General features: G+C 40.1%; 23 protein-coding genes, 1 tRNA gene and 1 riboswitch. Of the genes, 15 read left to right on the top strand and 9 right to left on the bottom strand.

Going from position 1 to position 23,395, the window contains the following annotated elements; translation table 11 throughout:
• Positions 1 to 66 precede the first annotated feature (66 nt).
• Together ruvC and aspS are read right to left on the bottom strand one after the other, a co-directional pair.
• Positions 67 to 588 carry a crossover junction endodeoxyribonuclease RuvC gene (gene ruvC / locus PVK71_RS08935; RefSeq protein WP_045101697.1) on the bottom strand — a complete coding sequence of 174 codons (522 nt, stop codon included), beginning with the start codon at positions 586 to 588 and terminating at the stop codon, positions 67 to 69.
• 150 nt (positions 589 to 738) lie between these two features.
• Complete coding sequence (gene aspS / locus PVK71_RS08930) at positions 739 to 2,514, bottom strand: aspartate--tRNA ligase (protein WP_274418074.1); 1,776 nt, start codon at positions 2,512 to 2,514, stop codon at positions 739 to 741.
• Positions 2,515 to 2,883: 369 nt separating this feature from the next.
• On the opposite strand from aspS, the gene cmoA reads away from it, so the two are divergent.
• The 5 genes from cmoA (at position 2,884) to PVK71_RS08905 (ending at position 8,071) form a co-directional block, all read left to right on the top strand.
• Positions 2,884 to 3,612: a carboxy-S-adenosyl-L-methionine synthase CmoA gene (gene cmoA / locus PVK71_RS08925; RefSeq protein WP_130048431.1), complete on the top strand. Its 729-nt coding sequence runs from the start codon at positions 2,884 to 2,886 to the stop codon at positions 3,610 to 3,612.
• A gap of 51 nt (positions 3,613 to 3,663) precedes the next feature.
• A complete protein-coding gene (cmoB, locus tag PVK71_RS08920) occupies positions 3,664 to 4,638 on the top strand; it encodes a tRNA 5-methoxyuridine(34)/uridine 5-oxyacetic acid(34) synthase CmoB (RefSeq protein ID WP_130086680.1) in 975 nt (324 codons plus the stop codon).
• 79 nt (positions 4,639 to 4,717) lie between these two features.
• Positions 4,718 to 5,485, top strand: a complete 768-nt coding sequence (locus PVK71_RS08915; RefSeq protein ID WP_274418072.1) for an ATP-dependent zinc protease — start codon at positions 4,718 to 4,720, stop codon at positions 5,483 to 5,485.
• Positions 5,486 to 5,593: 108 nt separating this feature from the next.
• Entirely contained in the window at positions 5,594 to 7,102 is a 1,509-nt protein-coding gene (locus PVK71_RS08910) for an inactive transglutaminase family protein (RefSeq protein WP_274418070.1), read from the top strand.
• 3 nt (positions 7,103 to 7,105) lie between these two features.
• Entirely contained in the window at positions 7,106 to 8,071 is a 966-nt protein-coding gene (locus PVK71_RS08905) for an alpha-L-glutamate ligase-like protein (protein WP_274418068.1), read from the top strand.
• Positions 8,072 to 8,168: 97 nt separating this feature from the next.
• Here the strand turns inward: PVK71_RS08905 and moaE are convergent, their stop codons facing one another.
• The 4 genes from moaE to moaA form a co-directional block, all read right to left on the bottom strand.
• Positions 8,169 to 8,615, bottom strand: coding sequence for a molybdopterin synthase catalytic subunit MoaE (gene moaE, locus PVK71_RS08900; protein WP_045101690.1), 447 nt, complete (start codon positions 8,613 to 8,615; stop codon positions 8,169 to 8,171).
• A gap of 1 nt (position 8,616) precedes the next feature.
• On the bottom strand, positions 8,617 to 8,862 hold the full coding sequence (gene moaD, locus PVK71_RS08895; RefSeq protein WP_274418066.1) for a molybdopterin synthase sulfur carrier subunit: 246 nt from the start codon (positions 8,860 to 8,862) through the stop codon (positions 8,617 to 8,619).
• On the bottom strand, positions 8,859 to 9,338 hold the full coding sequence (gene moaC / locus PVK71_RS08890) for a cyclic pyranopterin monophosphate synthase MoaC (RefSeq protein WP_060990564.1): 480 nt from the start codon (positions 9,336 to 9,338) through the stop codon (positions 8,859 to 8,861). The genes moaD and moaC overlap by 4 nt, the downstream gene beginning before the upstream one ends.
• 12 nt (positions 9,339 to 9,350) lie before the next feature.
• Positions 9,351 to 10,340 (bottom strand): GTP 3',8-cyclase MoaA, encoded by a 990-nt coding sequence (moaA, locus tag PVK71_RS08885; protein ID WP_274418065.1) that lies wholly within the window; start codon positions 10,338 to 10,340, stop codon positions 9,351 to 9,353.
• A riboswitch (molybdenum cofactor riboswitch) is annotated at positions 10,329 to 10,476 on the bottom strand. Its footprint overlaps the gene before it by 12 nt.
• Before the next feature lie 256 nt (positions 10,477 to 10,732).
• On the opposite strand from moaA, the gene yvcK reads away from it, so the two are divergent.
• Complete coding sequence (yvcK, locus tag PVK71_RS08880) at positions 10,733 to 11,611, top strand: uridine diphosphate-N-acetylglucosamine-binding protein YvcK (protein ID WP_130048426.1); 879 nt, start codon at positions 10,733 to 10,735, stop codon at positions 11,609 to 11,611.
• On the opposite strand, the gene PVK71_RS08875 is transcribed toward yvcK, so the two are convergent.
• The 3 genes from PVK71_RS08875 to uvrB form a co-directional block, all read right to left on the bottom strand.
• Entirely contained in the window at positions 11,608 to 11,952 is a 345-nt protein-coding gene (locus PVK71_RS08875; RefSeq protein ID WP_130048425.1) for an Hpt domain-containing protein, read from the bottom strand. The two genes, yvcK and PVK71_RS08875, sit on opposite strands and share 4 nt — an antisense overlap.
• A gap of 14 nt (positions 11,953 to 11,966) precedes the next feature.
• Positions 11,967 to 13,394 carry a quorum-sensing sigma-54 dependent transcriptional regulator LuxO gene (gene luxO, locus PVK71_RS08870; RefSeq protein WP_274418064.1) on the bottom strand — a complete coding sequence of 476 codons (1,428 nt, stop codon included), beginning with the start codon at positions 13,392 to 13,394 and terminating at the stop codon, positions 11,967 to 11,969.
• Between the two features lie 301 nt (positions 13,395 to 13,695).
• On the bottom strand, positions 13,696 to 15,726 hold the full coding sequence (gene uvrB, locus PVK71_RS08865; RefSeq protein WP_274418063.1) for an excinuclease ABC subunit UvrB: 2,031 nt from the start codon (positions 15,724 to 15,726) through the stop codon (positions 13,696 to 13,698).
• 479 nt (positions 15,727 to 16,205) lie between these two features.
• On the opposite strand from uvrB, the gene PVK71_RS08860 reads away from it, so the two are divergent.
• The 9 genes from PVK71_RS08860 to gloA all read left to right on the top strand — a co-directional run bounded on the left by PVK71_RS08860 (position 16,206) and on the right by gloA (position 23,343).
• Positions 16,206 to 16,281 (top strand) — tRNA-Asn (locus PVK71_RS08860).
• Between the two features lie 144 nt (positions 16,282 to 16,425).
• The gene (gene rsxA / locus PVK71_RS08855; RefSeq protein WP_065591551.1) at positions 16,426 to 17,007 is read left to right on the top strand and encodes an electron transport complex subunit RsxA; all 582 of its coding nucleotides are present in this window, start codon (positions 16,426 to 16,428) and stop codon (positions 17,005 to 17,007) included.
• 2 nt (positions 17,008 to 17,009) lie between these two features.
• Positions 17,010 to 17,591 carry an electron transport complex subunit RsxB gene (gene rsxB, locus PVK71_RS08850; RefSeq protein WP_130048422.1) on the top strand — a complete coding sequence of 194 codons (582 nt, stop codon included), beginning with the start codon at positions 17,010 to 17,012 and terminating at the stop codon, positions 17,589 to 17,591.
• 3 nt (positions 17,592 to 17,594) lie between these two features.
• Positions 17,595 to 19,832, top strand: coding sequence for an electron transport complex subunit RsxC (gene rsxC / locus PVK71_RS08845; RefSeq protein ID WP_274418061.1), 2,238 nt, complete (start codon positions 17,595 to 17,597; stop codon positions 19,830 to 19,832).
• A 2-nt stretch (positions 19,833 to 19,834) separates the two neighbouring features.
• Positions 19,835 to 20,890 (top strand): electron transport complex subunit RsxD, encoded by a 1,056-nt coding sequence (rsxD, locus tag PVK71_RS08840; RefSeq protein WP_274418060.1) that lies wholly within the window; start codon positions 19,835 to 19,837, stop codon positions 20,888 to 20,890.
• Between the two features lie 4 nt (positions 20,891 to 20,894).
• Positions 20,895 to 21,527 carry an electron transport complex subunit RsxG gene (rsxG, locus tag PVK71_RS08835; RefSeq protein ID WP_274418059.1) on the top strand — a complete coding sequence of 211 codons (633 nt, stop codon included), beginning with the start codon at positions 20,895 to 20,897 and terminating at the stop codon, positions 21,525 to 21,527.
• A complete protein-coding gene (locus PVK71_RS08830; RefSeq protein ID WP_274418058.1) occupies positions 21,527 to 22,213 on the top strand; it encodes an electron transport complex subunit E in 687 nt (228 codons plus the stop codon). The genes rsxG and PVK71_RS08830 overlap by 1 nt, the downstream gene beginning before the upstream one ends.
• Before the next feature lie 18 nt (positions 22,214 to 22,231).
• Positions 22,232 to 22,867 (top strand): endonuclease III, encoded by a 636-nt coding sequence (gene nth, locus PVK71_RS08825; RefSeq protein WP_130043221.1) that lies wholly within the window; start codon positions 22,232 to 22,234, stop codon positions 22,865 to 22,867.
• Positions 22,868 to 22,926: 59 nt separating this feature from the next.
• Entirely contained in the window at positions 22,927 to 23,343 is a 417-nt protein-coding gene (gloA, locus tag PVK71_RS08820; protein WP_130048417.1) for a lactoylglutathione lyase, read from the top strand.
• Positions 23,344 to 23,395: the final 52 nt, after the last annotated feature.

Genomic DNA, 23,395 nt, shown 5'->3' with positions numbered 1-23,395 from the left:
ACTACATCGAATAGTAATAAAGAACTGGATAGATATCCAGTAAAAGAAATGAGAATTTGACAGACTCTAGCGATATCTCCCACGTCGAGCACTCGTTGCTTTGCCAGCCAAGGCTATTAAGGTTTTATTAGTATTCGCATGACAAATCGCAACCCCTAGCCCATCGGCGGCATCGGCTTGTGGTTTTGCTGGCAGTTTTAGCATACTCATTACCATATGTTGAACTTGTGCTTTATCTGCACCACCCGTTCCTGTTACTGCTTGCTTAATTAATCTTGCAGCATATTCATAAACCGGTAAATCTGCATTTACTGCGGCAACAATTGCACTGCCTCTCGCTTGGCCTAACTTTAAGGCTGAGTCGGCATTTTTAGACATAAAAACTTGTTCGATTGCGAACACATCAGGCTGAAATTGAGTAATAATTTCAGAAACACCTGCATAAATTTGTTTTAAACGACCAGGAAGCTCTTTTTCTGACATACGGATACAACCGCTACCTAAATATTGCAGGTGTCGGCCATTTTGACGAATAACACCGTAGCCAGTAATGCGAGAGCCGGGATCGATCCCTAAAATGATAGACATAGTAAAACCACTGATTATTTATACATGTATATTAGCGAGGTATCCCTCTAAACTCAAGGTATTAGTAATATACTACTTTCTCATTTTAGTTATAGCAGATACAAAAATGCCCGCATAATGCGGGCATTTTTAAGAATAAAGAAAACTTAATTAAGCGTCTTTTTTCTCAGCAAGTTTTACTGCAATCGATAGCTCAGTAAGAGACTCAGGATTAGCAAGGCTTGGTGCGTTCGTTAGTAGACACGCTGCTGCTGTTGTTTTCGGGAATGCGATAACATCACGGATGTTTTCAGTTCCACAAAGAAGCATAGCTAAACGGTCAAGACCGAATGCAAGACCTGCATGTGGCGGCGTACCGTATTTAAGCGCTTCAAGTAAGAAACCGAATTTCTCTTGTTGCTCTTTCTCTTCAATACCTAGAATGCCAAATACTGCAGTTTGCATTTCAGCATTGTGGATACGAACAGAACCACCACCCACTTCATAGCCATTGATAACCATGTCATACGCATCAGAATTAGCGGCTGCTGGGTTTGCTTTAAGCTCTTCAGCGGTAACACCTAAAGGAGAGGTGAATGGGTGATGCATTGCGTGCAAGTTACCTTCGCCATCTTCTTCAAACATTGGGAAATCAATAACCCAAAGTGGAGCCCAAGCTTTCTTATCTGTAAGCTCAAGATCATCACCTAGTTTAATACGTAAAGCGCCCATTGCTTCTGCTACGATGCCTGCTTTATCCGCACCAAATAGAATAATGTCGCCAGTCTCTGCTTCAGTACGCTCTAAAATGCTGTTTACGATATCTTCGCTTAGGAACTTAGCAACAGGTGATTGAACACCTTCAAAGCCAGCAGCGCGATCGTTCACTTTCATCCAAGCTAGACCTTTCGCACCGTAGATACCTACGAATTTACCGTATTCATCAATTTGCTTACGAGAAAGCGATGCGCCACCAGGAACACGAATAACCGCTACACGGCCTTTTTCATCGTTAGCAGGGCCAGAGAATACTTGGAATTCAACCTCTTTAAGAAGATCAGCAACGTCAACTAATTCTAATGGGTTACGTAGATCTGGCTTATCAGAACCAAAACGACGGATCGCTTCAGAGAATGGCATGATTGGGAATTGACCAAGCTCAATATCTAATAGCTCTTTCCACATATCATGAACTAGACGCTCTGTGATTTCACGAACTTGAGTCGATGATAAGAAAGACGTTTCGATATCGATTTGAGTGAACTCAGGTTGACGGTCAGCACGTAAATCTTCATCACGGAAACATTTAACGATTTGGTAGTAACGGTCAAAACCAGACATCATCAGAAGTTGCTTAAACAACTGTGGTGATTGTGGAAGTGCGTAGAAGCTACCTTTATGAACACGGCTTGGTACTAGATAATCACGAGCACCTTCTGGTGTCGCTTTTGTTAGTACTGGTGTTTCGATATCTAAGAACAAGTTCTCATCTAAGAAACGACGAACGAAGCTAGATGCGCGAGCACGTAACTTGATGCGGTCACTCATTTCTGGACGGCGTAAATCAATGTAGCGGTACTTCAGGCGTTGTTCTTCTGAGTTCGTTTGGTTGAAATCCAATGGAAGCGCTTCTGAACGGTTGATGATCTCAAGACCTGTCGCGTAAAGTTCAACTTCACCCGTAGCCATGTCTTTATTTACTTGGCTGTCAGGACGAACACGTACTTCACCAGTAAATTTGATACAGAACTCATTACGCAGTTGGTTAGCGATTGAAAAGATATCTTTCATATCTGGGTCAACAACTACCTGAACGATACCTTCACGATCTCGCATATCAATAAAGATAAGACCGCCTAAATCACGGCGACGGTTTACCCAGCCGCAAAGTTCTACAGTTTGCCCTGCAAGGGACTTGTTCAGGTTACCACAGTAATGGGTGCGCATGATGATTTTCCCAATCTAATATATATATCAATAGTAAATGCAGTAAAAAGACTCACTGCATTTTTCATAAACCGATTTACGCTTGCTAAAATGACGAATAAAACAGCTACCTTGCTGAATTAATAAGCGAAACGCAAAAATATAGCAGCATTATAAAGGAAAATCCCTTTAACGACATAGCAAGGTGAAAAAAAAGTTCACTTTCAATGTTCACAGCCCTAAAGACATTAAGATAAGAATTAACTACAATAGCGACCTAAATGCGCAGGAGCGCGCAGAAAATGCCATTCTAGGTAAGTAGTACACCAATATTTACCTAGAATTGTATGATGTAAGTATGGATGTAAAAACTGCCTTTGTGAGAACCCCATGGCTAACCCTGATACAATATTTTCCGCCCCAATTGATAAAATTGGTGACTTCACGTTTGATGAACGTGTTGCTGAAGTTTTTCCAGATATGATCCAACGTTCAATCCCGGGCTATAGTAACATTATTTCCGCGATCGGAATGCTTGCTGAACGTTATGCGAAACCTCATTCAAATGTGTACGATTTAGGGTGTTCATTAGGGGCGGCAACCCTTTCTATGCGCCGCCATATTAATCAAGAAGGCTGCCAAATTATTGGAGTTGATAACTCTTCAGCCATGGTTGAACGTTGTCGTTTACTTATTAATGCCTATCGCTCTGACACACCAGTGACTATTATTGAAGCAGATATTCGAGATGTTGATATTCAAGATGCATCTGTTGTTGTTCTTAACTTCACCTTACAGTTTTTAGCGCCAATCGATCGTCGTGCTTTACTTGAAAAAATTTATGCCGGTTTACGACCTGGCGGTATTCTTATCTTATCTGAGAAATACATATTTGAAGATGAAAGCGCGAACGAGTTACTTATCGACTTGCACCATGATTTCAAACGTGCAAATGGCTACAGTGAACTAGAGATCAGCCAAAAACGCAGTGCTATCGAACATGTCATGCTGCCAGATACCATTGAAACTCATAAACAGCGCTTTAATGATATTGGTTTTAAGAGTGCGGAAGTTTGGTTCCAATGCTTCAATTTCGGCTCTATGTTTGCCATAAAATAATCAAAATATTGCCTTTATTTTTTTACTTATTTATTAATTTAAGATACTTCAATGATTAATTTTGCTAATTTTTATACTCTTATATCTCAAGATACTATCCTTCAACCGTGGTTGAATACACTTCCTCAGCAATTAACTGATTGGCAAAATGCAGAGCATGGTGATATTGAGCGCTGGACAAAAGCACTTAAAAAAATCCCTGAAGGATGTGCGGATAACATTGATTTAAAAACGTCAGTAACGTTATCAAATAATACGCCTTTAGCTGATGGACAGCGTAAAAAATTAGAAAACTTATTACAAGCATTCCACCCTTGGCGTAAAGGGCCTTTTACAGTTCACGATATCCACATTGATACCGAGTGGCGCTCAGACTGGAAGTGGGATCGTTTGCTGCCTCACATTACACCACTAAAAAATCGCTCAGTGTTAGATGTTGGTTGTGGTAACGGATATCATATGTGGCGTATGCTTGGTGAAGAAGCTCGCCTATGCGTAGGTATCGATCCATCGCATCTATTTTTAATTCAATTTGAAGCTATCCGTAAGTTAATGGGTAATGACCAACGTGCTCACCTATTACCATTAGGGATTGAACAACTTCCTGAATTAAATGCGTTTGATACTGTATTTAGTATGGGCGTTCTTTATCACCGTCGTTCTCCATTAGATCATCTAATTCAATTAAAAAACCAATTAGTTGCTGGTGGTGAATTAGTATTAGAAACACTGGTTATTGATGGTGATGAAAACGCGGTATTAATGCCAGTCGATCGTTATGCGCAAATGCGTAATGTTTATTTCTTCCCATCGGCTCGGGCATTAAAAGTCTGGCTTGAAAGCGTTGGCTTTGTTGATGTGAAAATTGTAGATGAATGTGTCACAACTACTGGCGAGCAGCGTTCAACAGAATGGATGAAACACAATTCATTACCTGAATATCTAGACCCAAATGACTCAACAAAAACAATTGAAGGCCACCCTGCTCCTAAGCGTGCGATCTTAATTGCAAAAAAACCTGACTAAACGCTAACATTTAGGGGCTATTCGCCTCTATTTATTATCGTTATTATCTCCATGTTAATTTAAATCAACGGAACATCAAATGATCCAACGAATTTTACCACTGGTTGCTATTTTAAGCCTTTCTGGCTGTGCTCTAACCCAACAAGCAGCACCAATTGCTTCAGATAATACAGAAACAGTTGCAGCCATTAAGTCTATGGAAACCAATCTAAACACTCGTTTAGATGGTATGGAAACAAAGATTGAGACGCAAAATGACTACATTTCGACATTAGAAAAAGAACTGTCGAATGTATCAGAAGAGCTATCAATAGTTCGATCTGAGCAAACCAAAATACAAGCGAGCATTAAGCAAGCCACCTCTAAAAAAGCTCGCCTAGCACCAGTTCCTGTGTCTATGCAAACTCAATCATTGAAAGACACCTTAATTTTAGGTGCGATTGAAAATGTTGAAATTGCTGATATTAAGCAGCAATTTACTGCTCGTATTGATACAGGGGCAACAACCTCTTCTCTTAATGCCGTTGATCTTCAAGAGTTTGAACGAAATGGTACTCAATGGGTACGATTCCATCTAATCAACCAAGATACGCAAGCAGATGGAAAACTAGAGTGGATCACTGCACCGGTGATTCGTAACGTTAAAATTCGTCAATCAACCACAGAAGAAGCAGAACGTCGCCCGGTTGTTGAACTTTGGATCAAACTTGGGGCAATCCATGAAAAAGTTCAGTTTACTCTTGCTGACCGATCTCACATGACTCATTCTGTTTTACTTGGTCGTGAGTTTATACAAGATATTGCTGTTATTGACGTCAGTAAAGAGTTTGTTCAAAGCAAAAAATAGCTCCTACCTCAAATAAGCGGTAATTTATTCAATATGTTAGTAGCATAATTTGCCGCTTGAATTACAATTATAATTATCTTTTCGATATGCTATTACAACGAGGACGTTATGCCATCAAGAGTGCCTTTTTATTTTCTTATTTCACTATTAATTGTCGCGGGGCTTACATTAAGTTGGTTACGCCATGACTCATACGGAGTACCTTGGACGCCCGGTGAAAGAAGCCAAGTTTGGGATGTAGAAGCCCGAATTCAATTTGATGCAGTCAATAAACCAGTAAAAGTATCTATGGCTGCCCCACAAAACCAAGCCGGCTTTACTATTGTCGATGAGAGTGCATCTTCTCCAGGCTACGGTATTGCTTATTTAACGACAGAGCATGGACGCCGTGCCGAATGGACTATTCGCCAAGCCGACGGGCCACAAACCCTTTATTATAAGACTCAAATTTTAGTTGACCCATTCGCAGAAGCGACTATTGAGCCACCTAAATCAGAGAAACCAGAAGCGGTTACTTTTGAGGGACCACACGAAGCTGCGGCTATATCATTATTAGATCAAGCAAGAGCTCGTTCTTCTGATGACATCACACTAACTCGTGAACTAATTAAGCAATTTAATGATCCTGATAATCAAAATGCCTCTTTACTTCTAAATGACTTAACCAAAGTCCAAGCCGTTTCTAAATTATTAAGCTACGAAGCGATTCATAATAAAATCGTAGGTGCTCTTTGGTTAGAAGATGGGCGTCGTCGCCAATCTGTACAACACATGATTGAAGTATGGAATGGTGAAAAGTGGCAACTATTCAATCCTGAGACTGGTGAGCAAGGACAACCTACGAACTTACTGCTTTGGGATGAAACCAATGTCTCTCTATTAGATGTTGTTGGCGGTAAAAACAGCCAAATTAACTTCTCAATGATTGCACAAGAAATATCACCAACAGCGGCAACCGAGAAAAAAGTAGAAGCTGATAACCTATTAAACTTCTCTATCCATAGCTTACCTCTTGAAGAGCAGTCGATGTTTAAAACCATCATGCTTATTCCTATTGGTGCGTTAATGGTTGTTTTCTTACGAGTTATTGTCGGTTTAAAAACCTCTGGTACTTTCATGCCAGTACTTATTGCTGTTGCTTTTGTACAAACTCAGCTAGTCACTGGTATTGTTGGTTTCTTACTAATTGTTGGTACTGGTTTGGTTATTCGTAGCTACTTATCTAAACTCAACCTACTTCTGGTAGCAAGGATCTCCGCGGTGATAATCACCGTCATTATGATCATATCAATCTTTACGATTGTTGCCTTTAAGATTGGTTTAACCGCTGGGTTAAGTATTACTTTCTTCCCTATGATTATTCTATCTTGGACGGTTGAACGTATGTCTATCCTTTGGGAAGAAGAAGGCTGGAAAGAAGTGGCGACACAAGGTGGTGGTTCATTGTTAACTGCAATTTTGATTTATATCGCAATGACAAACCCGTTTGTACAGCACTTAACATTTAACTTTATTGGTGTTCAGCTGATTATCCTAGCGGTTATCCTAATGCTTGGTAACTACACGGGTTACCGTTTAAGTGAGCTTCGTCGCTTTAAGCCTTTAGCGGAGGACTAACTTATGTTTAGTAGATTTACGTCTCCGTCAAAACTAAAAGCTAAAGGGATCATGGGAATGAATCAGCGTAACGGCAGCTACATAGGCCGTTACAATGATCGTAGCAAGTACCCATTAGTTGATGATAAGTTAAAAACAAAAATCATTGCCGAAAAAGCAGGGGCAACAGTGCCTAAACTTATCGGTGTGATTGATAGCCAAGCTGAAGTAAAAAACATTCACGATATCGTTAAAGATTGGCCTGGGTTTGTTATCAAACCAGCTCAAGGCAGTGGTGGTAAAGGTATTTTAGTTATTACCTCTCATAAAGATGGTGTGTATTACAAGCCTTCTGGCGCAGAAGCAAATAAGCAAGATGTTGAACGTCATATTACCAATACATTGGCAGGCCTTTTCTCCCTTGGTGGAAAAAATGACGTGGCAATGATTGAAAATTTGATCCAATTTGACAATGTGTTTGATGGCTTCAGTTACGAAGGCGTGCCTGATGTACGAATTATTGTATTTAAAGGCTACCCTGTCATGGCGATGATGCGTTTATCAACCACTGACTCTGATGGTAAAGCTAACCTACACCAAGGTGCGGTTGGTGTAGGGATCGATATTGGTACAGGTAAAGCTGTACGCGCTGTACAGTTTGACTTACCTGTTGAAAAGCACCCTGATACGGGCAAACTATTGAATACTTTAGAGGTTCCACATTGGCATAAACTGCTGACTCTTGCATCAAGTGCATGGGAAATGACAGGCCTTGGCTATATGGGAACGGATATGGTTTTAGATAAAGTTTATGGTCCAATGGTACTTGAACTTAATGCTCGCCCAGGTTTAGCGATTCAAATAGCGAATGGTACAGGACTACTACCTCGCTTAAAACATATTGAGAGCTTGGAAGAAACCGTCCCTTACCCAACACCTGAAGCTCGTGTTGCTTACGCTATGGAACAGTTTGGTATTTATAATAAATAACAAGCACGTACTCTACTAGCACAAGCTAAATAGAAAAAGGGAAGACAGCATATGCTCTCTTCCCTTTTTTATTCTTTATTCTTTTACTATTAAAGAATTACTTTTCCCAACGCTGCGCCGCTGATTTATCTGTGTCTCTTGATTCAACCCAACGCACTTCTTTTGTTGTTCGTTCTTTTTTCCAGAACGGTGCATTTGTTTTTAAGTAATCCATAATGAATTCACACGAATCAAATGCAGCACCGCGATGGGCACTTGATACACCAACAAAGACAATTTGATCACCAAGTTCTAAGTCACCTACTCGGTGAATCACCTTTACTTTAAGTAATGGCCAACGTGCTTTAGCTTGTGCAACAATATCGTTAAGAGACTTTTCGGTCATTCCTGGGTAATGCTCTAGAGACAGCCCTGTCACATCATCACCAAGGTTCATGTCTCGAACTTTACCAATAAAAGTAACCACTGCACCTGCAGCTGTTCCTTCTGCTAATAATTGATATTCATCTCCAACATTAAAATCATGTTCTTGAACTGAAATCATATTAACCACCAGTCACTGGAGGGAAGAAAGCAATCTCATCACCGTCAGCAACCGCTGAATCTAAACTTGAAATCGTTTGATTAATAGCAACCAATAATTTGCCTTTCTCTAGCGCTAAATCCCATTTGCCTTCTTTTTTACTTAACTCTTCACGGATCTGTTCGGCAGTTGCGTAATCGCCTGTTAACTCAAGTTTGTCAGTACCTACTAACTCTTTTGTTTGTGCGAAAAATAATACTGTAATCATGCGTCTGCCTTAAAATGTCCAGATTTACCGCCCGTCTTTTCTAATAAACGAACCTGACCAATAACCATGTCTTTTTGAACCGCTTTACACATATCATAGATGGTTAATGCAGCAACCGATGCCGCTGTTAATGCTTCCATCTCAACGCCTGTTTTACCCGCTAATTTACACACAGATTCAATACGAACCATGTTTTCTGCTTCAATCGCTTCAAGCTGAACTTCAACTTTAGTTAGCAGTAATGGGTGGCACAGTGGAATAAGATCCCATGTTTTTTTAGCCGCTTGAATACCAGCAATACGAGCTGTCGCAAACACATCACCTTTATGGTGAGAGCCTGAAACAATCAGTTTTAACGTTTCAGGAGCCATATGAACAAACGCTTCGGCACGCGCTTCTCGCACTGTTTCTTGTTTAGCTGAAACATCAACCATGTTCGCCTCACCAGAGGCATTAATATGAGTAAAATTTGACATAATTCTTCTTTATTATCCGCCAATAGAGGCTAAGTGTGGGGTCATTCCAGCGTGGCCATCATGTAAAAAGTGGCCTTCTGCTTTATTATCTAGTTGAGTTTGAATACGTTGAATTAACTCATCTTGTTGTCCGTCTTCTTGCAGTAATTCACGCAAATCGACGCCATAATCACCAAACAAGCACATATGTAATTTGCCTTTTGCTGATACACGTAATCGATTACAGCTTTGGCAGAAATCTTTTTCATACGGCATGATCAAACCAATCTCACCCATATAATCAGGGTGAGTAAAGACTTGAGCAGGACCATCACTTTCACCGCGTGGTTTCAATATCCAATTATTAGCAATTAAATGATTACGAATAGACACACCAGACTGATGATGATTTTTAAATAGATCGTTCATTTCACCCGTTTGCATTAATTCAATAAAACGTAATTGAATTGGACGAGTTTGAATCCACTTTAAAAATAGAGGTAATTCGGTGCTATTAAGATCTTTAAGTAGAACAGTATTAACTTTTACCTGCTTAAAGCCCACTTCGATTGCCTTATCAATACCAGCCATAACGTCGGCGAATTTATTTTCACCTGTGATCTGATAAAACATATTAGGATTTAAACTATCAACACTGACATTAATATCTGTAAGGCCTGCTTCTCGCCATTCAGCAACATGCTTCTCCATACGATAACCATTAGTCGTAGTGGCTACTTTGGTTATACCTGGCTGTGAGGCTACGGTACGAATGATCTCAGTAAAATCTTTACGCAGACTTGGTTCTCCGCCTGTTATACGTACTTTTGACGTACCACAACGAGCAAACGCACTTACTGTACGTTTGATTTCATCAAGCTCAAGGAAGGACTCACGTCTACCATTTTCAGGCCTATAACCATCAGGTAAACAATAAGTACATTTAAAATTACAGACGTCTGTAATCGACAACCGCAAGTAGTAGAACTTACGATTAAAATTATCTTCGAATTGTTTCGCCACGGAACACCTTTCCAAACACGGGAGGCTTGTTCATTTCCAAACAAACCCTTGTGACCGAATTGTCACTGGCTCACGCTACATATTGAGTGCTTCTTAAAAACAACTTAGCAGCTTGAGCTCGGAGTTATGGCAACCAAACCTAATAGACGATAGATTAATCCATCGCTAATGATTAAGTTGGCGCTCTTATTAAAATACTCAATATTTCTGTGGTTTTCCAATTTTTTTCATATTTCTTCGAAATTTCTCTATTTTGTTTGATAAATGTTATTTTTATGCGCTTATTCAGTCTTCAAACTGTGATTAATTCAACATTTACATAATGATTGCTTGTCCTCACTTTCTAGATCCACGACACTGCAAGTAATACTAATTCGAATAAAGTAAATGCTATGAATGAACATCAAATTGTTGCTATCGGAGGCGGGCATGGCTTAGGCCGTGTACTTGCTGCATTAAGCGATTTTGGCAAAAATGCAACGGGAATCGTTGCCACCACAGATAATGGTGGCTCAACAGGCCGAATTAGAGAGTGCCAAGGAGGTATTGCATGGGGAGATACCCGTAACTGTATAAATCAGCTAATTACTGACCCATCTATCAGCTCAATGATGTTTGAATACCGCTTTAAAGGACAAGGTGAATTACACGGTCATAATCTTGGAAATTTAATGCTCACCGCATTAGATAACCTTAGCGTTCGCCCTTTAGATGCCATCAATCTTATTCGTGACATGCTAAAAGTAGAAACACAAATAATACCAATGTCTGAACACCCGTCTGATTTAGGCGCATTAACGGCTGATTTACGTAAAATATCTGGTGAAACCAATATTGATGAGATGAGTGAACTTCCTTTACGTCTTTTTTTAGACCCAGAAGTTCCTGCTACATTCGAAGCCATTGAGGCGGTGAAAAAAGCTGATTTAATTTTATTAGGTCCTGGAAGTTTCTTAACCAGTATCATGCCACCACTGCTGTTGACTGGATTAGGCAAAGCTATTGGAGAAAATAATACCGCGAAGGTCGTCTTTATTGACAACTTATCAAAAGAGTTTGGCCCAGCAGGAAAAATGGATCACAAGATGATGCTTGAATGGTGTGAGCGTGCTTGTTTAGGAAGAAAAGTGGACGTCATCTTAACCGATAAAGAACTAGTGGAATTACAACAAGAATACGATTGTAAAACCACAGATTTAGCGTCGCTGAATCATGACTGGCGACACGATAGAGATAAACTAAAACAAGCCATAATCAACTTATTGGATTAATACGCTTGTTTCATTAATAATTCACGATAAGCCAATTCAGTTCCACGCGCAATATTGACAAATTCGGAGATATTGCGCTCGATCCACTCTTTTTGCTCTGTCTTTGCTTTCTCTTCAATATGAATAGCCATCATTGCCAGCTTATCAGCACCAAAGCTACCTGCGCTGCTTTTTAAGCAGTGACTTATCTCTCTTACCTTCTCAATTTCAGGCTGAGTAGTAAGCGTATCAATAAACTCATCTAACTCGTCGCAAAAAATACCAAAAAGAAAAGGAACATTCTCACCTCCAACTTCTTGGACTAATTGATTCACCGCTATTTGATTTATATACTGACTCACAGTAGCGTCCTCTGTTATTTTTTATTCCATGATTGTAATTTTCTATATAACGTTGATGGGCTGACCTCTAAGCATTTAGCTGCCTGCGGTATATTTCCATCACATAGAACAATTGCAGATTCAATGATCTTCTTTTCTGATTGCCACAATGGAACAATGCCATCACGACTATCCCCACTAAGACTATAAAGCGCACTTTCCGTATTATTATGCGCTGCCAGATCACTACTTATGTCTTCTACTGATGCAATATTTGAACCAATCTTAGGCTCAATGGACAATGGTGGTGGAAGCATCGATAGTTCGACTTCTTTACCTCTATTTAATACCACTACGTTTCTAATGACATTTTGTAACTGACGGACATTACCAGGCCAATCATAATGCAAAAACCTTTCAGTGACTTCTGGACTAAAAGTAATAAATTCACGTCCTTCTTCATTTGAAAAATGGCCAAGAATAGAGTGGGCAATCTCTATAATATCATTGCCACGATCACGCAACGGTGGCAAAGTCAGTGGGATAACATGAAGTCGATAATAAAGGTCTTCACGAAACCGCCCTTCTTGGACTTCAAGCCACGGATCTCTATTCGTCGCACAAACAAAACGAACATCTACTCGGCTCATTTTAGAAGAGCCTACTTTTTGAAATGTACCTGTTTGAATAAAACGTAATAGTTTGGTCTGTAAATCCAAATCCATTTCACACAATTCGTCTAAAAAAAGTGTCCCCCCATCGGCCTGTTCTGCTGCCCCTTTTCGATCAACGGAAGCACCAGTAAATGCTCCTTTAACATGACCAAACAGCTCACTTTCGATTAAGTCTTTTGGTATTGCCGCGCAGTTTATCGCAATAAAAGGGCCTTCATAGCGCTTACTTGCAGCATGAATGGCCTCTGCACACACTTCTTTACCTGTACCGGATTCACCAGTAATAAAAATAGTCGCTTTACTCGAAGCTGCAGAATCAATCGTTCGGTACACTTTATTCATTTGAGAGCTACTCCCAATAAAACCTTGATATTGTTTATTGGTTTTATTTGGACTCCCTTTTGCTTCATCTTGGTATTTTTGAGCTTGTCGAAGTGCGTTATTTACGGTAACCCTTAATCGGTCGGCCTCACAGGGTTTAATTAAAAAATCCTGAGCGCCCAATTGCATTGCTTCAACTGCAGCATCAATAGAACCATGGGCAGTCATTAAAACCACGGGAATATCTTTACTGTTTTTTCTAATCTCTGTTAATACTTCAAAGCCAGTCATATCAGGCAAACGCAAATCAAGTAAAACTAGATCAGGGGTTCTTTCTTCAATTTTTACAATAGCATCCCCCCCTTTAGCAACAACATCAATATCGAAACCTAAGGGATTAAGGTAAGAGCGATATAAAGCTGCTACTGAAGCGGTATCCTCAACCATTAATAAATATTTCTTTAGCATGAGCCACCATTAAGTAACAAAAAACACAATATTCGCATTATGCAATTTCAAAATGCGAATATCAAATCGCAAAATGCAAAAATTTAGTTATTTTGTTTATTTTTTAGACCTGAGAGTCCACTTTTTGCTGTTAAAAAAGTTGGCACGCTACCTGCTATATGTATAGTGACCCTTTAAGCCAAAGGGTCACCTAGCCAACTGACGTTGTTAGTGAAATTTACTTTCACATGAACAATAAAGCCAACCGGGACATTGCGGTTGGCTTCTTTTTTGCCCAAAATCCCTATTTACAAAACTATCACTAACCATTTGAGATAAATTGTTTTTTTAATACATCTATTTCATCTCTTACTTGTGCGGCCAATTCAAACTCCAGATCTTTTGCGTGTTGATACATCTTAGTTTCTAGTTTTTGCACTTCTTTTTCTAGTTGCTGTGGTGTCATTGACAGGTAATTCGCTCCTTCTTCAGCCACCTCAGATAACTTCATTTTCGGTGCCACCACCTTACGCTTATTCTTAGTCATATCCCCAAGTTCAAGAATATCCGCTACGTCTTTTTTCAGTGCTGTTGGTACAATACCTAACGCCTTGTTATGTAGAATTTGTTTTTCCCGTCTTCTTTCTGTTTCTCCAATGGCTTTTTCCATTGAACCTGTGATTCTATCCGCATATAAAATCGCCTTGCCCTCTAAGTTACGAGCAGCACGGCCAATCGTTTGGATCAACGAGCGCTCTGAACGTAAAAAGCCTTCTTTATCTGCATCTAGAATCGCAACAAGAGAGACTTCTGGCATATCTAAGCCTTCACGTAACAAGTTAATACCAACCAGCACATCAAACTTACCTAAACGCAAATCACGAATGATCTCGACTCGCTCAACAGTATCTATATCAGAGTGTAAATATCGTACCTTCACGCCATGCTCATCTAGATACTCAGTTAAATCTTCCGCCATACGCTTAGTCAGAGTAGTCACTAATACTCGCTCACCCACTTTTGTTCGAAGTCGTATTTCGGATAATAAATCATCTACCTGTGTTGCTACTGGGCGAACTTCAATGAGTGGGTCAAGAAGACCTGTTGGGCGAACTACTTGTTCCGCAATTTCACCGCCAGATTTTTCAATTTCATAATTGCCCGGCGTTGCTGATACATAGATTGTTTGTGGTGCCAATGCTTCAAACTCATCAAAACGCATAGGTCGATTGTCTAATGCAGAAGGAAGCCTGAACCCGTACTCGACTAAGTTTTCTTTTCGCGAGCGGTCGCCTTTATACATGGCTCCAATTTGCGAAACCGTAATATGCGATTCATCGATAATTAATAATCCATCATCTGGAAGATAATCAAATAAGGTCGGAGGTGCTTCTCCTTCTGGACGGCCGCTTAAATAACGTGAATAGTTTTCAATACCAGAGCAGAAACCCAACTCGTTCATCATTTCAATATCAAACTGAGTTCGCTGCGTAATACGCTGCTCTTCTACTAATTTATTATTCGCTAATAATTCTTTTTGACGCACAGCAAGATCTATCTTTATTTGTTCAATGGCCTCTAATACTTTTTCTCTTGGTGTTACATAATGCGTTTTAGGATAGATAGTACAACGAGGCATATCTTTAGTAATGATAGAACCTGTTAATGGATCAAATTTACTAATACGCTCTACTTCATCATCAAATAATTCAATGCGAATAGCTTCATGTTCAGATTCGGCAGGAAAAACATCAAGAACTTCACCACGAACACGAAAAGTACCGCGCTCAAAGGCCATGTCGTTACGTTTATATTGCAGTTCAGCCAAACGACGTAAGATGTCTCTCTGGTTAACGACATCGCCACGTCGCAAATGAAGCATCATGCTTAAATACGCTTGAGGATCACCAAGACCATAAATAGCGGAAACCGAAGCGATAATAATGGCATCTTTACGCTCTAAAAGAGCTTTAGTTGCAGAAAGACGCATTTGCTCAATATGCTCATTTACTGAAGAATCTTTTTCAATAAAGGTATCTGTTGTTGGTACATAAGCTTCTGGCTGATAATAATCAAAATAAGAGACAAAGTACTCCACCGCATTATTTGGAAAAAATGCCTTCATTTCACCATACAGTTGAGCGGCTAATGTTTTATTATGAGCCATAATTACTGTTGGTCGCCCTGATTGAGCAATCACATTTGCTAACGTAAATGTTTTACCAGAACCTGTTACCCCTAATAAGGTTTGATGGGCTAAACCATTCTCTAACCCTTCACTTAAGGTTTTAATGGCTTCAGGCTGATCTCCTGCAGGCTGATAATTGGAAATTAATTCATACGCATTAGCCATGATGAGCACTCCAGATTGACTCGATGATATTAAGAAGAGCATACCCTACCAAATCCATCTACGGATTTATATAAACTCTTTAATGAGAAAAGTTTTCCCCAATACCGATTAAAATATAGACAGAACACCACCAAAAACCACCTTGCGTTTAAATATTAATCAATTTGTATAATCAAAAAACAACCCTCTTTTAAGTTATTGATTTAATGAATACAAAGCAAGCTATCTAATAGAGACTACTCCTTGAGAAGCCCGATATATCTGGCTTTTCTAGAGTTAATATAGTTTCATTAACACACTTATCCACAGTTTTAGTGGATAACTACCCACAAGCATTGATAAATATAGTCTCGCGTTGATGTCAATAAATTTTTATGCAAAATAATCTTTCTGTCGATAAAATGATCAAATGATTTTTTCTCTTCTATCGCTATTGACAGTTTATTTTTGAGTAGCTAATATCACTGCCGTACAACGATTCCCTTTTAGTTCAGTTGGTAGAACGCCGGACTGTTAATCCGTATGTCGCTGGTTCAAGTCCAGCAAAGGGAGCCAAATTCTAAAGCCTTGTCTAAATGACGAGGCTTTTTTTTGTCTATTTTTCACCTAAAATTTAAAAACCTATTCTTTCTAAGGTTGTTATCACGCGCTTAAAGGCCGATAATAACCAGATCATCTATTATCATAAAAATCATTGGCATGACTGAGTATCTGTTACTACTTGTTGGTACTGTTTTAGTGAACAACTTTGTACTGGTTAAGTTTTTAGGTCTTTGTCCATTTATGGGCGTATCTAAAAAACTGGAAAGTGCAATTGGAATGGGGCTTGCGACAACTTTTGTCCTAACGCTCGCTTCAGTATGTTCGTATCTTGTTGAAACCTACATTTTAGCGCCTCTTGGCATCGAATATTTACGAACCATGAGTTTCATACTTGTGATCGCCGTTGTTGTTCAATTCACCGAAATGGTCGTGCATAAAACCAGTCCTACTTTATATCGTGTTCTTGGTATTTTTCTTCCGTTAATCACGACTAACTGTGCCGTTCTTGGTGTTGCATTGCTTAATGTCACTGAAAATCATAATTTCATTGAGTCTATTATTTATGGTTTTGGTGCAGCCGTTGGTTTTTCATTAGTACTCATTCTCTTTTCTGCTATGCGTGAACGAATTGCAGCAGCCGATGTGCCCCTTCCTTTTAAAGGCGCTTCTATTGCTATGATCACTGCAGGCTTAATGTCTTTGGCCTTTATGGGCTTTACTGGTTTAGTGAAATTATAAACATGAGTTCAATTCTTATTGCTGTTATTGCTATTGCCGCACTCGCCTTAGTATTTGGTTTGATACTAGGCTTTGCGTCAATCAAATTTAAAGTTGAATCCGATCCGATTGTTGAACAGATTGATGCCATTCTTCCCCAAACCCAATGTGGTCAATGTGGTTACCCTGGCTGTAAGCCTTATGCTGAAGCCATTGCTAATGGAGACATCATCAATAAATGTCCTCCCGGCGGTCAAGCAACGATCGAAAAGCTTGCCGATCTTATGGGAGTTGATGTTCCAACCTCAGACGATGATGTTGTGAATGTAAAAAAAATAGCCTTCATTCATGAAGACATGTGCATTGGTTGTACTAAGTGTATTCAAGCCTGCCCAGTTGACGCTATCGTGGGAGGAACAAAAGCATTACACACCGTTATTGAAGCCGAATGTACCGGCTGTGATTTGTGTGTTGCTCCATGTCCAACCGACTGTATTGAAATGATACCTGTCAGCACAACGCCTGATAACTGGAAATGGGACTTACAAAGTATCCCTGTTGTTAATCTTCCGGCAGATAAGCCTTCTCAAGCATCGGAGCAGTAACCCATGTTGTCCATTATCGAGAAAATTAAACAGGGTCAACTTTGGGATTTTCATGGTGGTATCCATCCCGCTGAAAATAAAGTTATCTCTACACGTAACGCAATTCAGCAAGCAGGACTCCCTTCTGAGTTAGTCTTGCCACTAAAGCAACATATTGGTGGTAAAGGTGACATTCTTGTTACTGTTGGTCAAAGCGTATTAAAAGGCCAACCGCTCACACAAGGTAATATTGCTATGTGTGTGCCCATTCATGCCCCAACCTCTGGTAAAATTGTCGCGATAGAACCACGTACAGTCGCTCATCCATCAGGCTTAACCGATCTTTGTATTGTTATAGAAACCGATGGCAATGATCAATGGCTTGATAATCGTGAACCAATTACTGATTTTTTAAATGAAGATCCTATCGATCTTATTGAGCGTATTCGTCAATCAGGTATTTCAGGTATGGGAGGCGCAGGCTTCCCTACTAGCCGTAAATTACAGAGTGGTGTCGGCAAAGCTGATATTTTAATCATCAATGCTGCGGAATGTGAGCCATACATCACGGCTGATGATCGTTTAATGCAAGATTATGCGAGTGAAATCGTTACTGGTATTAAAATCTTACAGCACATATTAACGCCTAAATTAGTCATTATTGCTATTGAGGACAATAAGCCTGATGCAATAAAAGTACTCAATGCGGAAGTGTCAGAACACGATAATATTCTCATTCGTGTCATTCCAACAAAGTACCCATCAGGCAGTTCACGTCAACTGGTTAAGATTCTAACTGGCAAAGAAGTTCCCGCTAACGGACGCTCAACTGATGTTGGCGTTATTATGCAAAACGTGGGCACTATTTTTGCGGTTAAACGTGCTATTTGTAATGCAGAGCCTCTGATTGAGCGTGTTGTTACTCTTACTGGTAATAGTATTGATAACCCTGGTAATTATTGGGTTCGCTTAGGAACAAATGTTCAGTATCTAATGGATATTGTCGGTTATAACGCAGATAAAAAGCACCCTCGTATTATTATGGGAGGCTCACTGATGGGCTTTACTCTGCCTCATCAACAGATCCCAATCACTAAAATCACCAACTGCATTATTACCCCAGATAGAAAAGAGCTCCCTCTTTATAATCATGAAATGGCCTGTATTCGATGCAGTAGCTGTGCTGATGCTTGTCCTTCTTCATTACTGCCTCAACAGCTGTACTGGTATGCCAAATCAGAAGAGTTTGATAAATGTGAAGAATATAATTTATCTGATTGTATTGAGTGTGGTGCCTGTGCGTATGTCTGTCCAAGTGAAATTCCATTAGTACAATATTATCGCCAAGCAAAGTCTGAAATATACGCTCGCAAGCAAGATGCATTGTCAGCAGATCGTGCAAAAGTTCGATTTGAAGAAAAAAATGCTCGAATGGAGCGTGATAAATTAGAGCGTGAAAACAAATTTAAGCTTGCTGCAGAAAATCGTCGTAAAGAAATGAAAGCAGAAAAGCCTGATAGTTCAGGAAACGATGCTATCGCAGCGGCTATCGCAAGAGTAAAAGCGCAAAAAGCCGCTGCAGAGTCAGGTGTTGCAGCACCAAAACCAGCAGTTGCAGCTGCCATTGCTCGTGCTAAAGCCAAACAAGCAGAAGCCGCAAAAGCTAATTCTGACGAGCCAGATAACTCTGAGATGATGAAATTACGTGAAGAGCGTAAACAGCAAGCGCGAGAAAGAAAAGCCAAACTTGCTACTGAAAATCAAGAATCACAAGACGCTCCAGAGACTTCAGGTAAAAAAGATGCCGTTGCAGCTGCCATTGCTCGCGCTAAAGCTCGCAAAGCGGCACAAGCAGAAGAAACAACAGAAACATCGACTGAACCGAATATTGAAACTCAAGGTTCTGAAGAAAAAGTAGACCCGAAAAAAGCGGTTGTCGCTGCTGCCATTGCTCGCGCTAAAGCTCGCAAAGTGGCGCAAGCAGAGGAAACAACAGAAGCATCTACCGAAGCAGATATTGAAATTCAAGAACCTGAAGAAAAAGTAGACCCGAAAAAAGCGGCTGTCGCTGCTGCCATTGCTCGTGCTAAAGCCCGCAAAGTGGCGCAAGCAGAGAAAACAGCAGAAGCATCTACTGAAGCAGATATTGAAATTCAAGAACCTGAAGAAAAAGTAGACCCGAAAAAAGCAGCCGTCGCTGCTGCTATTGCACGTGCTAAAGCTCGCAAAGCAGCACAAGAAAATAACAATAAGGAAGAGTAAAAGTGGCCTTTTTTATCACTAGCTCACCACATGCCCACAGTAAAAAGAGCACAAGAACCATCATGAGAATGGTGGCGTTAGCAACAATTCCTGGATTACTTGCTCAAACCTACTTTTTTGGTTGGGGCACCTTCTTACAGGTATTTATTGCGATTATCACAGCAATTTCGGCAGAAGCTTTCATCTTAAAGTGTCGAAAGCGCCCACTAAAACCGTACCTTAGTGATAATAGTGCACTACTAACAGGTCTATTACTGGCACTTGCTATTCCACCACTGGCACCTTGGTGGGTAACTGTTATTGGTGTTGTTTTTGCTATTGTTATTGCTAAGCACCTATATGGTGGGTTAGGACAAAACCTATTTAATCCAGCAATGGCTGCCTATGTTGTTTTATTGATATCTTTCCCTGTACAAATGACAACTTGGCTCCCCGTCAAAGAATTGCTCACAGAGACGATTAGCTTTTCAGATTCAGTATGGTTGATCCTGAGTGGGTTAAGTCAAGATGGTTTTTCTGTCCATCAATTAACAATGAATGTCGATGGTATGACAATGGCTACCCCATTAGATACCTTAAAAACTGGATTAAAATCAGGACTGACGACTTCTGAAGTTTTATCTTCACCTATCTTCAATGGTTTTGCTGGATTAGGGTGGTTGTGGGTTAATATAGGCTTCTTATTGGGTGGCCTTTCCCTTCTACAACAACGGGTCATTCATTGGCACATTCCTGTCAGCTTTTTAGCTAGCCTCTTTGTGATCAGTAGTTTATTTGCTCTATTTTCACCAGATACAGCAACATCGCCACTGTTTAACCTGTTTTCTGGCGCCACTATGTTTGGGGCTTTCTTTATTGCTACCGATCCCGTATCGGCAGCAACAACACCAAAAGGCCGCTTATATTATGGTGCACTTATTGGGGCATTAGTTTATATCATCCGTACTTGGGGCGGTTTCCCTGATGGCGTGGCTTTCGCTGTCCTCTTAACCAACATGTGTGTTCCTTTGATTGATTACTACACCAAACCAAGAACATACGGCCATAAAAAAGGATAAGACAATGCTTAATACTATGAAAAAAAGCAGCCTTGTTCTGGCGCTTTTTGCAATTGCTTCTACAGCATTAGTAACCATTACTTTTGCATTAACAAAAGATCAAATTGCCTATCAGCAGCAACAACAACTGCTGTCTACACTTAATCAAGTAGTACCAAAGGCACAACATGACAACGAGCTTTATAAAGCCTGTATTTTAGTTAAAAATCCAGAAGCTTTAGGTACTGAACAACCAATGCCTATTTATTTAGCGTCACTAAATGGTAAGCACTCAGGTGCAGCTATAGAAGCTATTGCACCAGATGGTTATAGCGGTGCAATTAAGATTATTGTTGGTGTCGACTCTGATGCGATGGTAACAGGGGTTCGTGTACTGTCCCATCAAGAAACACCGGGCTTAGGCGATAAAATAGATATTCGTATCACTCGATGGGTTGATGCGTTTTTAGGAAAAACTGTTGATAATTTTCAAGATAAAAGCTGGGCTGTTCAAAAAGATGGGGGCCAATTTGATCAATTTACAGGGGCAACCATCACACCTCGCGCAGTTGTAAAAGCAGTTAAAAAAGCGGTATGGTTCTATAAAACACATCAAGATGAGTTGCAGACTCTTCCTCTAAATTGTGAGGCTAACTAATGGCAATTAACAAAGAACTAATCAAAAATGGTTTATGGGATAACAACCCTGCCCTAGTTCAGCTGCTGGGACTTTGTCCTTTACTTGCGGTTTCGGCAACGGTAACCAATGCGCTAGGATTAGGTATTGCTACCACCTTAGTTCTTATTGGATCTAACTTAATTGTTTCATTAGTTCGCCAATGGATCCCACAAGAAGTCCGTATCCCAGTTTTTGTGATGATTATTGCCTCACTAGTAACCTGTGTTCAATTATTAATGAATGCATATGCTTATGGTCTATATCTATCACTGGGCATCTTTATTCCTCTTATCGTAACTAACTGTATTATCATCGGTCGTGCAGAAGCTTTCGCCTCTAAAAATGATCCTGTACCTGCGGCTTTTGATGGGTTATGGATGGGGTTAGGTATGACAGCTGTGCTTGTCCTATTAGGAGCAATGCGTGAAGTACTTGGTAACGGCACGCTATTTGATGGTGCGGATCTATTATTGGGTGATTGGGCGACAGTATTACGTATTGAACTATTTCATGTCGATAGCCATTTCCTATTAGCCATGCTTCCACCAGGCGCTTTCTTAGGTGTCGGTTTTCTTATTGCGATAAAGAATGTTATCGATAAAAAATTAGCGGATCGTCAACCAAAACAAGAAAAAGAAAAAATTGAACGCGCGCGAGTATCATAAATAAGGACATTGAGCGGTATGAATAATGTAAAACGCCGAGAAATATTAGAACGCTTACAAGCCGATAACCCACATCCTCAAACTGAGCTTGAATGGTCTACGCCGTTTGAATTATTGATCGCTGTTTTGCTATCAGCACAAGCTACCGATGTCAGCGTAAACAAAGCGACGCGTAAATTATACCCTGTTGCAAATACGCCTCAAGCAATCTTAGACTTAGGCGTTGACGGATTAAAAACTTACATTAAAACCATTGGTTTATTTAATACCAAAGCCGTTAATGTCATCAAGACTTGCCAGATGTTGATTGATCTTCATGACAGTGAGATCCCAGAAGATCAAGACGCGCTAGAAGCTCTACCTGGTGTTGGGCACAAAACGGCAAATGTCGTTCTAAATACAGCCTTTGGTTGGCCAACCATTGCGGTAGATACTCATATTTATCGTGTCTCTAACCGTACAAAGCTGGCAATGGGAAAAACCGTTAACGACGTAGAAAAGAAATTACTCAAAGTGGTACCTAAAGAGTTCAAACTTGATGTACACCACTGGCTTATTTTGCACGGTCGTTATACCTGTATTGCACGTAAACCTCGCTGTGGCAGTTGCATGATAGAAGATCTCTGTGAGTTCAAAGAAAAAACAGATATTTAAATACTACCTACCTATCAATTATTTAGGTTGGAATAAAAGCAAAAAACTGGAGCAAAACAATGGCTAATGGACGCATTTTACACACGATGATCCGTGTGGGTAATTTAGATAAATCAATCGAGTTTTACACCAAAGTAATGGGTATGGATCTTCTTCGTCAAAACACGAATGAAGAGTACAAATATACGTTAGCTTTTCTTGGCTACGGTGATGAATCTCAAGGTGCAGTGATCGAATTAACTTATAACTGGGGCACTGAAGAATACGATATGGGTACGGCTTTTGGTCATATTGCCATTGGTGTTGATGATGTATACCAAACCTGTGATGCAATCAAAGCGGCTGGTGGTAACGTCACTCGTGAGGCTGGCCCTGTAAAAGGTGGTTCAACACACATTGCGTTTGTTAAAGACCCTGATGGCTACATGATTGAACTTATCCAGAATAAAAGTGCTTCAGCTGGTTTAGAAGGGTAACTCCTTACTTTAATTAAGATACTAAATACTCTATTGAATAAAACCTGCGATC

Origin of the sequence: Aliivibrio sp. S4MY1, from assembly GCF_028765545.1 — a bacterium.
In the GTDB taxonomy this organism is placed as follows: Bacteria; Pseudomonadota; Gammaproteobacteria; order Enterobacterales; family Vibrionaceae; genus Aliivibrio.
Note: the sequence above shows the minus strand (reverse complement) of the source record. Positions and strands in the feature narration are given on the sequence as shown.